Below are 10,770 nucleotides of genomic sequence, written 5' to 3' on the forward strand. Positions count from 1 at the left end.
ACCCGCATCGGCGCCGCCCCGCTGGCGGCGCGGGCCGGCGACGAACTGGCCCGTCTGGAGGCGGGCGACCGGGACGGTGAGGGGCGGCCCGAACTCACGCCCACGGAGGCGCGGGTGGCCGAACTGGTCGGCGGCGGGGCCACCAACCGGGAGGTCGCCGCCGAGCTGTTCATCAGCGTCAAGACGGTCGAGGGCACCCTGTCGCGGGTCTACCGCAAGGTCGGCGTCCGTTCGCGCACCGCGCTCGCCCATGCCATGGCGGTCGCCGTCATCGCGTCCGGGGCGGCGACCGTGAGCATCGGCGACGACGACCAACAGCAGCCCACCACACAGGCGGTGACGATCAGTCAGCCCGGCCGTTGGCGGACGCCCCGGGCACTCGACACCCGCCGCTGACCTGTCACCCGCGGTTCATGTGACACCCGCAGTTAACACGTGACGCAAGGGTTCCCCCGCTTATGCGGGTGGGGCCGATGTTCCTACGGTGAAGCCGTTCCGCTTCCGGGACAGCAACCCCCCACTCCTCGGAGGACATCCGTGACGTCACGTCTGAAGCTGGTCGGCCTCGTCGCCGTACCGGCCCTGCTCGCCGCCGCCGTCCCCAGCGCCTACGCCGCCGTCCAGCCGCACGCGACTCGCGCCGCCGTCGCGGGAGATGTCCTCAAGGGCCTGAACCACGACGCGTCCCGCACCGGCGCCGTCGCCGCCGGCAAGCGCATATCGGTGGCCATCAGCCTGACGCCCAGAAACGACAAGGCGCTGGACACCTTTGTCGCAGGCGTCAGCAATCCGCGGTCGAGTTCGTACGGCCACTATCTGACGAAGGCCCAGTTCGCGGCCCGCTTCGGCCGGACCGACGCCGAGGTCAAGCAGGTCAAGGACTTCCTGCGCGCCCAGGGTCTCACCGTCGGCAAGGTCCACTCGGGGAACCTGCTGGTCGACGCCAGCGGCACCGCCGCCCAGCTGGAGAAGGCGTTCGGCACCAAGCTCTCCACGTGGAAGGACGCCAGGTCGGGCCGCGCGTTCTACGCCAACGAGACCGCGCCGACCCTGCCGACCGGCATCGCCGGCCTGGTCAGCGACGTGACCGGACTCAACAACCGCGCCCAGCTGCACCACCAGGGGTCCGCCAAGGTCAACCCGCACAACGGCCCCGGCGGCGGCTACACCCCGGCCCAGATCAAGGGCGGCTACAACGTCTCCAGCACGTACACCGGCAGCGGCCAGAAGATCGCGCTGCTGGAGTTCGACGGATTCGCGCAGTCCAACATCACCAAGTACGACACCAACTACAGCCTGGGCTCGCCCACTCCGACCGTGTCGAAGGTGGACGGCGGTTCCGGCGCGCTCGGTGACGGTCAGGTCGAGGTCGAGCTCGACATCGAGGTCCTGCACGCGATCGCGCCGAAGGCCAACGTCACCGTCTTCGAGGGCCCCAACTCCGACGCCGGTGAGGTCGACACCTACCAGGCCATCGTGGACAGCGGCATCCCGACCACCTCGATCAGCTGGGGTGCCTCCGAGAGCCAGCGCACCACCTCCAACATCAACGCCGTGGACGCCGTCTTCAAGGCGGGCGCGGCCGAGGGCCTCGGCTTCTACGCGGCCTCCGGCGACGACGGCTCGGACGACGCGGGCGACGGCACCACCACCGTCGACTACCCGGCCAGCGACCCGTACGTCACCGGAGTCGGCGGCACCACGCTGACCGTCACCTCCGCCAACGCCTGGAGCAAGGAAACGGCCTGGTCGGGCGGTGGCGGCGGCAAGTCCTCCGTCTTCAAGATCCCGAGCTGGCAGACCGCGGTGCAGAAGACCGCGGGCGGCGGCTACCGGCAGGTCCCCGACGTGTCGGCGCTCGCGAACCCGAGCCCCGGTGTCTCGATCTACTCGCAGGGCAGCTGGGGCACGGTCGGCGGCACCAGCGCCGCCGCGCCCGAGTGGGCGGCCTTCGGCGCGCTCTACAACCAGCAGGCCGCGGCGGCCGGCAAGGCCAACCTCGGCTTCGCCAACCCCGCGCTCTACACGGCGAGCGGCACCGGCTTCCACGACATCACCAGCGGCAGCAACGGCGCCTACTCCGCCGCCAGCGGCTGGGACTTCACCACCGGCTGGGGCTCGTACAACGCGGCGACCCTGGCGGCCAAGCTCCTCGGCTGACCGGCGGTAGCCGACTGAAGAGCGGGCCGGGATCTCTCCCGGCCCGCTCTTCACGTGCGTCGCGGCGCCATGACCCGCCTCAGCTGTCGTAGTCGACGGCGAGTGTGTCGGAGACGGGGAAGGTCTGGCAGGTGAGGACGTAGCCGGCGTCGACCTCGGCGGGTTCGAGGGCGTAGTTGCGGCGCATGTCCGCCGTGCCGTCGGTGACCAGCGCGCGGCAGGTGCCGCAGACGCCGCCCTTGCAGGCGAAGGGCAGGTCGGGCCGGGTCTTCTGGGCGCCGTCGAGAATCGAACTGTCCTTGGGCAGCGCGGAGTTGGTGGTGCGGCCGTCGAGCGTGACACTCACCTGGCTGACGGGGCCGTCGTAGGCCTTGTCGACGTGTTCGTTGGTCCGTACGGGCTCGTCGTCGGCGTAGAACAGCTCCTGGTGGACGCGTTCGGCGGGGACGCCGAGTCCGGCGAGCAGCTGTTGGGCGTCGCGGACCATGCCGTGCGGGCCGCACAGCCACCAGTGGTCGGCGGTGTCCACGTCGACGAGGGCGTCGACGAGCGTGGTGAGCCGGTCGGCGTCGAGGCGGCCGGAGAGGATCTCGGCCTCGCGCGGTTCGCGGGACAGGACGTGCGCGAGCTGGAACCGGCCGGGGTACAGGTCCTTCAGGTCGGCGAGGTCGTCGGCGAACATGACGGTGTCGCTGCGCCGGTTGCCGTAGAAGAGCGTGACGCGGGAGCGGGTGTCGGCGGCGAGGACGGATTCCGCGATGGACAGCATCGGGGTGATTCCGGAGCCGGCGGCGATCAGGACGTGGTGGCCGGGGCGGGTCAGGTCGGGGGTGAAGGCGCCGGTGGGGGCCATCACCTCGACGGTGTCGCCGGGGCGTACCTCGTCGACCAGCCAGGAGGAGAACAGGCCGCCGGGGACGACCCGTACGCCGATGCGGGGACGCGCTCCCGCCGGGGAGCAGATGGAGTACGAGCGGCGCTCGTCGCGTCCTTCTACCTCGCGGCGGAGGGTGAGCGACTGGCCGGGCCGGTAGGCGAACTCCTCGGCGAGGTGGTCGGGGATGTCGAAGCTGATGGCGGCGGCGTCCTCGCACAGCGGCTCTACGGCGGCGACCCGCAGCGTGTGGAAAGCCGGGCGGCGGCGCGCCGGGCGGGCCGGGGTGGTGGGGGCCGGGGCGGTCACTGGTCCACCGTCCTTTCCACGGGCGGGAGTTGGGGGCTCGCCATCAGATCTCCTTGACGTACTCGAACGGCTCGCGGCAGGCGCGGCACCGCCACAGGGCTTTGCAGGAGGTCGCGGAGAAGTGCGAGGTCTCCTCGGTGTCCGTCGCCCCGCAGCGGGGGCAGGGCACGGTACGGCGGGTCGGCGACAGAGTGAGCTTGACCGGACCGCGGGGAGCGGCACCGGGCGGGGCGATGCCGTGCTCGGCGAGGCTGCGGCGGCCCTGGGGGGTGATCCAGTCGGTGCTCCACGGCGGGTCGAGCACGGTCCGGATCTCGACCTTGGCGAACCCGGCATCGCGCAGCCGCGCGGCCACTTCGGCGCGCATCTCGGCCATGGCGGGGCAGCCGGAGTAAGTGGGCGTCAGGCTCGCGACGACGCCGCCGTCCGCGTCGATCTCGACCCCGCGCAGCACCCCGAGGTCGGCAAGGGTGAGCATGGGCATCTCGGGGTCCGGGACCTGCGCGGCGATGTTCCAGGCGCGCCGCGAGTCGATCAGGGTGGTCACCATGTCGCCTCCGGGTGGGCGCGGGCCACGCTCTGGAGTTCGGTCAGGAGTGGGGCCAGGTGTTCGGTGTGGTCGCCGTCGCGGCCGTGTCCGGGGACCGGTGCCGCCTCGGGCCAGGCGAGCCCTGCGGCATCGGTGACCTGGCGGAGTACGGCCGGCACGTCGTCCCTCGACTCCCCCGTGGCCGCGAGGAGTTCATCGAGGTACGGCGCGATGGCGGCCAGCGCGTCCCGCATCCGCCGCTGCGACTCCTCGGTGCCGTCGCCCAGCCGGACGACCCACTCGGCGGCGTACTGGCGGTGGTACGCCAGTTCCTTGACGCCCTTGGCGGCGATGGCTGCGAGCACCGGGTCCGGGGTGGTGACGGCGAGTCGCTCGAAGAGGGCGAGCCGCCAGGAGGCCAGTACCAGCAGGCGGGTGATCGAGAACGCGAAGTCGCCGTTGGGCAGTTCGGCCAGCCGTACGTTGCGGAAGGCGTCCGCGTCGCGGAAGTAGGCGTACGCGTCCTCGCCGCGTCCGGTGCCGTCGACCTGCCCGGCACGCGCGTAGAGCAGACGGGTCTGGCCGAGCAGGTCGAGCCCGATGTTGGCCAGGGCCACCTCCTCCTCCAACTCCGGTGCGGCCGTGCACCATTGGGCCAGCCGCTGCGCGCTCACGAGTGCGTCGTCGCCAAGTGCCAGGCAGAACGCGGCCAGTTGGGCGGTGTCCGTCCCCTCCGGCACGCTCTGGTCGACGCCGTGCAGCGGGTCCTCGAAGCCGGTTCCGAAGGCCCAGCGGGCGTCGCTGTCGTCGTGCCCCTCGGCCAGGGACAGATAGACGTGGTCGTCACTCATTCCCTGCTCCTAGATGTGGGGGACGTCGTCGGGGATGTCGTAGAACGTGGGGTGGCGGTAGACCTTGTCGGCGCTCGGCGCGAAGAACGGGTCCTTCTCGTCGCGGGTCGAGGCGGCGATGTGCTCCGAGCGCACGACCCAGATGGACACGCCCTCGTTGCGCCGCGTGTAGAGGTCGCGGGCGTGGGTGAGCGCCATGGCGTCGTCGGCGGCGTGCAGCGAGCCGACGTGGACGTGGTTCAGGCCGCGCTTCCCGCGCACGAACACCTCGTACAGGGGCCAGTCCTGCGTCATGCCGCCGCTCCTTCGATCTTCTGTGTGCGGGCGGATTCCTGTGTACGGGCGGCCTGCTTGGCCGCGTGGGCGGTGGCCGCCTCCCGGACCCAGGCGCCCTCCTCGTGGGCGGCCCGGCGGCGGGAGACCCGCTCGGCGTTGCGCGGTCCATCGCCCTTGATCACTCGCTGCAACTCGGACCAGTCCGGGGTGCCGAAGTCGTGGTTGCCGCGCTCCTCGTTCCAGCTCAACTCCGGGTCGGGCAGGGTGACTCCGAGCTTCGCCGCCTGCGGGACCGTCATGTCGACGAAGCGCTGGCGCAGTTCGTCGTTGCTGTGCCGCTTGATCTTCCAGGCCATGGAGCGGGCCGAGTTGGGCGAGTCGTCGTCGGGCGGGCCGAACATCATCAGCGACGGCCACCACCAACGGTCCACCGCGTCCTGGACCATGGCCCGCTGGGCGTCCGTGCCGCGCATCATCGTGAGCAGCAGCTCGAAGCCCTGGCGCTGGTGGAAGGACTCCTCCTTGCACACCCGCACCATCGCCCGCGCGTACGGCCCGTACGAGCAGCGGCACAGCGGCACCTGGTTGCAGATCGCCGCACCGTCCACGAACCAACCGATCACGCCGACGTCGGCGAAGGTCGGCGTCGGGTAGTTGAAGATCGACGAGTACTTCTGCCGGCCCTCGATCAGCGCCTCGGTCAGCTCGGCGCGGTCCGCACCCAGGGTCTCGGCGGCCGAGTACAGATACAGCCCGTGTCCGGCCTCGTCCTGCACCTTCGCGAAGAGGATCGCCTTGCGGCGCAGGGAGGGCGCGCGGGTGATCCAGTCGCCCTCCGGCTGCATCCCGATGATCTCCGAGTGCGCGTGCTGCGCGATCTGCCGGATCAGGGTCCTGCGGTAGCCGTCGGGCATCCAGTCGCGGGGCTCGATCCGCTGGTCCTTCGCGATCGTGGCGTCGAACTGCTCCTCGAACCGCGTCTCGTCCCGGTCGGCGGCTGACGCCTCCGTGCCTGTGCTGGTCATCGACACATCAACTCCCCTACCGACCATTCGTTCGGTACCCAGTCTGATGGGTTTCCCCCGGTGAGGCAAGACCTGCCGGGTGAATGGCTGGTCAGCGGCCCCGGGAGGGCGGCTCCGAGCCGCCCCAGCCGTCGTATCCGGAATCGACCCGTCGTGCTTACTCCCCTCACTCCCACGTGTAGAACCCCTGTCCCGTCTTGCGGCCCAGTTCACCGCGGGCGACCTTCTCGCGCAGCAGCTGTGGCGGGGCGAAGCGTTCGCCGAGGGTGGAGTGCAGGTATTCGGCGATGGCCAGGCGTACGTCGAGGCCGACCAGGTCGGTCAGGCGCAGCGGTCCCATGGGGTGTTTGTAGCCCAGGCTCATCGCGTCGTCGATCGCCTCCGGTTCCGCGACGCCCTCCTCGACCATGCGGATCGCCTCCAGGCCGAGCGCCAGTCCGAGCCGGCTGCTGGCGAAGCCGGGCGAGTCCTTGACGGTCACGTCCTTCTTGCCGAGGGCGTGCGTCCAGTCGAGGGCGGCGCCGACGGCGACGGCCTCGGTGCTGGGCGCGACGACGATCTCGACCAGCGCCGAGGCGGGCACGGGGTTGAAGAAGTGCATACCCAGGAAGCGGCCGGGCCGGGTGAGCGCGGCGGCGAGTTCGGTGACCGAGAGGGAGCTGGTGTTGGTGGCCAGCACGGTCGTGGCGCCCACCGCCCGCTCGGCCGCCGCGAGCACCCGGGCCTTGAGACCGGCGTCCTCGGGGACGGCCTCGACGACCAGGTCGGCGTCGGCGGGCAGTCCGTCGACCGAGTCCGTCATGGTGACGCGGGCGAGAACCTGCTCCGCGGGCTCGGCGAGCAGGCCGCGCTCGGCGGCCCGCTTCAGTCCGGTCGCGACCCGGTCCAGCGCGGCGGCCGAGGCCTGCTCACCGCTCTCCACGACGGTCACGGCCGATCCGGCGGCGGCGAAGGACTGCGCGATACCGGCACCCATCCGGCCACCGCCGATCACACCGACAACCGCGGGCGCGGGGTGGGGTGTTGGGCTCATGCGCGGCTACTCCTCTTCTCCAGGAAGCGTGTCATACGGTCCCTCTTGTCCTGCCCCTCGAAGAGCACGGCCTGCGCGAGGTCGTCGGCGACCGGGTGAGCCCCTGGCGAGTCGACCACGAGCTTGGTGAGCCGCAGCGCGGTGGCCGAGGACCGGGCCATGCGGTCGAGCAGCGCGTGCGCCTCGTCCAGCAGCTTCTCCGCCGGTACGACGTCGATAACAAGCCCTGCGGCCAGCGCCGCCGCCGCGTCGAGGTTCCGTCCGGCGAGCAGCACCTGCTTGGCCACCGACTCGCCGACCAGCTCCGGCAGCCGCCAGCAGGCACCGGCCGCGGCGAGGATACCGAGGCCGGGTTCCGGGTTGCCGAAGACTGCGTCCGGACCGGCGATCCGCAGATCACAGGCATACGACAGCTCCGCGCCGCCGCCCAGCGCCCAGCCGTCCACCGCGGCGAGGGTCGGCATCGGCAGTCGGCGTACGCGCTCGAACAACCGGCTGTTGATGCCCTGCAGCGCCTCGTCCCGACCGCGCGTCAGCAGCTCCGCGATGTCGGCGCCGCCCGCGAAAACCCCGCCATGACCGGTGAGCAGAAGCAGCTTCGGATCCTGCTCCAACTGGTCGCAGACGGCGTGCAGTTCGCGGATCATCAGCCCGCTGATGGCGTTGCGGGCGTCGGGGCGGTGCAGGGTGACGACGACGCGGTCCGCGCGCTCCTCGACGAGGAGGGTCTCGTACCGCACGGGGGCGCTCACACCCGCTCCACCAGCATCGCGACGCCCTGCCCGACGCCCACGCACAGCGTGGCCAGACCCCGGCGGCCGTCCTCCCGCTCAAGCCGGCCGAGCAGGGTGAGCAGGATGCGGGCGCCGGAGCAGCCGAGGGGGTGGCCGAGCGCGATGGCGCCGCCGTCGGCGTTGACCTTGTCCTCGTCGAGCTTGAGTCGGCGCGTGACCGCGAGCGCCTGGGCGGCGAAGGCCTCGTTCAGTTCGACGGCGTCGAGGTCGCCGGTGCCCCATCCGGCGCGGGCGAGGGCCTTCTCGGTGGCGGGTACCGGGCCGAGACCCATGAGGTGGGGCTGCACTCCGGCCGAGGCGGAGGTGATGATCCGGGCCCTGGGGGTGAGCCCGTGGCGCCGGACCGCGGCCCCGCTCGCGACCACCAGGGCGGCGGCGCCGTCGGACAGCGGCGAGGAGGAGCCGGCGGTGACGATGCCGCCCTCGCGGAAGATGGTGCGCAGGGAGCCGAGCTTCTCCAGCGTGGTGCCGGGGCGCGGGCCCTCGTCGCGGGTCACCTCGCCGCCCTTCACCGCGACCGGCACGATCTCCCGGTCGAAGTGGCCCGACTCCTGTGCCGCGACCGCCCGTTGATGGCTGCGCAGCGCGAACGCGTCGGAGTCGGCGCGGGTGATGCCGTCGAGCGCGGCGACCTCCTCGGCCGTCTCGCCCATGGACAGCGTGTCCTGGGCGGCGAAACGCGGGTTGGTGAAGCGCCAGCCCAGCGAGGTGTCGTGCACCTCCCCCGGCTTGGCCCACGGGGTGCCGGGTTTGGCCATCACCCACGGCGCGCGGGTCATCGACTCGACCCCGCCCGCGACGACGAGGTCCGCCTCTCCGGCGCGTATCGCCTGGGCGGCGGAGGCCACGGCGGTCAGTCCCGAGGCGCAGAGCCGGTTGACGGTGTAGCCGGGCACGGTGTGCGGCAGCCCGGCCAGCAGGACGGCCATCCGGGCCACGTCCCGGTTGTCCTCGCCGGCCTGGTTGGCGGCACCGAGGATCACCTCGTCCACCTCCTCGCCCGGAATCCCGGCGCGGCGGACCGCCTCGCCGACGACCAGCGCCGCGAGGTCGTCGGGCCGTACGGAGGCCAGGGCACCGCCGTAGCGGCCCTGCGGGGTGCGGGCCCCGTCGACGAGATAGACCTCGCCGGAGGACGGCTCGGAGCTGGTCTGGGGCATGCGTTCCACCTCTTGACAGGCAGTGGTGATGCTGGATTACTTGGCCGTGCCGCACGCTAACCGAATGTTCGGTCGGTCCACAAGGTGGTGGAAAATGACGCAGGCCACAAACACGGCCTCCGGTCCGACGGGGAAGATGTTCGCCGCGGACGAGGCGTCCCGGGCTCTCGGTATCGAGCTCGTCGAGCACGGCGAAGGGACCGCCGTGCTCCGTATGACCGTGACCCCGGCCATGGTCAACGGACACGGGACCGCCCACGGCGGCTATCTGTTCCTGTTCGCCGACTCCGCCTTCGCCTGTGCCTGCAACAGCCACGGCCCGGTGACCGTGGCCGCGGCGGCCGACATCGACTTCGTCGCCCCGGCGTACGAGGGCGACGTCCTGGTGGCGACCGCGCGCGAGCGCACCCGGTTCGGCCGCAGTGGCATCTACGACGTGAGCGTGCAACGCGGCGACCGGGTGATCGCGGAGTTCCGCGGGCGCAGCCGCAGTATCGACAGCAAGAAGACGAAGGAGTCTCCATGAGCAGCGACCCGACGGCCCCGGTGGCCGCACCGGCTTCGGCGTCCGCGCGCCCGCGCCTGGGCGAACCGCTCCCCGAAGGGCTGCTGGACGCCGCCGAACGCCTCACCCGCGAGGAGCTGCGCGCGCACCAACTCGGCCTGCTCCAGGCCACTTTGCGGCACGCCTACGACAACGTGGAGCTGTACCACCGCAAGTTCGACGAGGCCGGTGTCAAACCCGGCGACTGTCACACCCTTGAGGACCTGGCCCGGTTCCCCTTCACCACCAAGGCCGACCTGCGGGACACCTACCCCTTCGGCATGTTCGCCGTCCCCATGGACCAGGTCCGGCGCGTCCACGCCTCCAGCGGCACCACCGGCCGCCCCACGGTCGTCGGCTACACGGAGAACGACCTCTCCATGTGGGCGGACGTGGTGGCCCGTTCGATCCGCGCGGCCGGCGGCCGGCCCGGTCACAAGGTCCATGTGTCGTACGGCTACGGGCTGTTCACCGGCGGTCTGGGCGCGCACTACGGCGCCGAGCGCGCGGGCTGCACCGTGATCCCCGCCTCCGGTGGCATGACCGCCCGCCAGGTGCAGATCATCACGGACTTCGAGCCCGAGATCATCATGGTCACCCCGTCCTACATGCTCACCCTCCTCGACGAGTTCGAGCGCCAGGGCATCGACCCGCGCACCAGCTCCCTCAAGGTGGGCATCTTCGGCGCCGAGCCGTGGACGGAGGAGATGCGCCGCGAGATCGAGGGGCGCATGGACATCCACGCGGTCGACATCTACGGCCTGTCGGAGGCGATCGGCCCCGGTGTGGCACAGGAGTGCGTGGAGACCAAGGACGGCCTCCATGTGTGGGAGGACCACTTCTTCCCTGAGGTCGTCGACCCGTTCACCGACGAGGTGCTTCCCGACGGTGACAGCGGCGAACTCGTCTTCACCTCCCTCACCAAGGAGGCGCTGCCGATCATCCGCTACCGCACCCGCGACTTGACCCGGCTGCTGCCGGGCACGGCCCGCCCGGCCTTCCGGCGGATCGAGAAGATCACCGGCCGCTCCGACGACATGATCATCCTGCGTGGCGTGAACGTCTTCCCCAGCCAGATCGAGGAGATCATCCTGCGCACCCCCGCCGTCGCCCCGCACTTCACGATCCAGCTGACCCGCCGCGGCCGGATGGACCACATGACGGTCCGCGCCGAGGCCCGCCCCGGCGCCGGCCCCGAGCAGCGGACGGCCGCGG

12 protein-coding genes are annotated in these 10,770 nt (G+C 71.5%); 4 read left to right on the forward strand and 8 right to left on the reverse strand.

Going from position 1 to position 10,770, the window contains the following annotated elements:
• On the forward strand, nucleotides 1–396 hold a 396-nt coding region (locus R6V09_RS34985; protein WP_317885487.1), incomplete at its 5' end, for a helix-turn-helix domain-containing protein.
• A gap of 141 nt (nucleotides 397–537) precedes the next feature.
• Nucleotides 538–2,160, forward strand: a complete 1,623-nt coding sequence (locus tag R6V09_RS34990; RefSeq protein WP_317885488.1) for a S53 family peptidase — start codon at nucleotides 538–540, stop codon at nucleotides 2,158–2,160.
• Nucleotides 2,161–2,239: 79 nt separating this feature from the next.
• Here the strand turns inward: R6V09_RS34990 and paaE are convergent, their stop codons facing one another.
• From paaE to R6V09_RS35030, 8 genes are all read right to left on the reverse strand, one after another.
• Nucleotides 2,240–3,343, reverse strand: coding sequence for a 1,2-phenylacetyl-CoA epoxidase subunit PaaE (gene paaE, locus R6V09_RS34995; RefSeq protein WP_317885489.1), 1,104 nt, complete (start codon nucleotides 3,341–3,343; stop codon nucleotides 2,240–2,242).
• A gap of 43 nt (nucleotides 3,344–3,386) precedes the next feature.
• A complete protein-coding gene (gene paaD, locus R6V09_RS35000) occupies nucleotides 3,387–3,893 on the reverse strand; it encodes a 1,2-phenylacetyl-CoA epoxidase subunit PaaD (protein WP_317885490.1) in 507 nt (168 codons plus the stop codon).
• On the reverse strand, nucleotides 3,887–4,723 hold the full coding sequence (gene paaC / locus R6V09_RS35005; RefSeq protein WP_317885491.1) for a 1,2-phenylacetyl-CoA epoxidase subunit PaaC: 837 nt from the start codon (nucleotides 4,721–4,723) through the stop codon (nucleotides 3,887–3,889). Before paaC ends, paaD begins: the two co-directional genes overlap by 7 nt.
• Nucleotides 4,724–4,732: 9 nt before the next feature.
• Complete coding sequence (gene paaB, locus R6V09_RS35010; protein ID WP_019075091.1) at nucleotides 4,733–5,017, reverse strand: 1,2-phenylacetyl-CoA epoxidase subunit PaaB; 285 nt, start codon at nucleotides 5,015–5,017, stop codon at nucleotides 4,733–4,735.
• A complete protein-coding gene (paaA, locus tag R6V09_RS35015; protein ID WP_317885492.1) occupies nucleotides 5,014–6,024 on the reverse strand; it encodes a 1,2-phenylacetyl-CoA epoxidase subunit PaaA in 1,011 nt (336 codons plus the stop codon). Before paaA ends, paaB begins: the two co-directional genes overlap by 4 nt.
• A 166-nt stretch (nucleotides 6,025–6,190) precedes the next feature.
• Nucleotides 6,191–7,057: a 3-hydroxyacyl-CoA dehydrogenase family protein gene (locus R6V09_RS35020; protein WP_317885493.1), complete on the reverse strand. Its 867-nt coding sequence runs from the start codon at nucleotides 7,055–7,057 to the stop codon at nucleotides 6,191–6,193.
• Nucleotides 7,054–7,809: an enoyl-CoA hydratase/isomerase family protein gene (locus tag R6V09_RS35025; RefSeq protein ID WP_317885494.1), complete on the reverse strand. Its 756-nt coding sequence runs from the start codon at nucleotides 7,807–7,809 to the stop codon at nucleotides 7,054–7,056. The genes R6V09_RS35020 and R6V09_RS35025 overlap by 4 nt, the downstream gene beginning before the upstream one ends.
• Nucleotides 7,806–9,011 (reverse strand): thiolase family protein, encoded by a 1,206-nt coding sequence (locus tag R6V09_RS35030; protein WP_317885495.1) that lies wholly within the window; start codon nucleotides 9,009–9,011, stop codon nucleotides 7,806–7,808. The genes R6V09_RS35025 and R6V09_RS35030 overlap by 4 nt, the downstream gene beginning before the upstream one ends.
• 94 nt (nucleotides 9,012–9,105) lie before the next feature.
• Here R6V09_RS35030 and paaI point away from each other — a divergent pair, with 94 nt between their 5' ends.
• Both paaI and R6V09_RS35040 read left to right on the forward strand, forming a co-directional pair.
• Complete coding sequence (paaI, locus tag R6V09_RS35035; RefSeq protein WP_317885496.1) at nucleotides 9,106–9,537, forward strand: hydroxyphenylacetyl-CoA thioesterase PaaI; 432 nt, start codon at nucleotides 9,106–9,108, stop codon at nucleotides 9,535–9,537.
• On the forward strand, nucleotides 9,534–10,770 hold a 1,237-nt coding region (locus tag R6V09_RS35040; RefSeq protein ID WP_317885497.1), incomplete at its 3' end, for an AMP-binding protein. The genes paaI and R6V09_RS35040, both read left to right, overlap by 4 nt.

The sequence above is a fragment of the Streptomyces sp. W16 genome, assembly GCF_033194735.1.
GTDB lineage: Bacteria > Actinomycetota > Actinomycetes > Streptomycetales > Streptomycetaceae > Streptomyces.

Excerpts from the sequence above, each read along its gene's own strand:
- R6V09_RS35020 (WP_317885493.1), bottom strand. The coding sequence starts at position 7,057 with ATGAGCCCAACACCCCACCCCGCGCCCGCGGTTGTCGGTGTGATCGGC.
- paaB (WP_019075091.1), bottom strand. The coding sequence starts at position 5,017 with ATGACGCAGGACTGGCCCCTGTACGAGGTGTTCGTGCGCGGGAAGCGC.
- paaC (WP_317885491.1), bottom strand. The coding sequence starts at position 4,723 with ATGAGTGACGACCACGTCTATCTGTCCCTGGCCGAGGGGCACGACGAC.
- paaD (WP_317885490.1), bottom strand. The coding sequence starts at position 3,893 with ATGGTGACCACCCTGATCGACTCGCGGCGCGCCTGGAACATCGCCGCG.
- R6V09_RS35030 (WP_317885495.1), bottom strand. The coding sequence starts at position 9,011 with ATGCCCCAGACCAGCTCCGAGCCGTCCTCCGGCGAGGTCTATCTCGTC.
- paaI (WP_317885496.1), top strand. The coding sequence starts at position 9,106 with ATGACGCAGGCCACAAACACGGCCTCCGGTCCGACGGGGAAGATGTTC.
- paaA (WP_317885492.1), bottom strand. The coding sequence starts at position 6,024 with ATGACCAGCACAGGCACGGAGGCGTCAGCCGCCGACCGGGACGAGACG.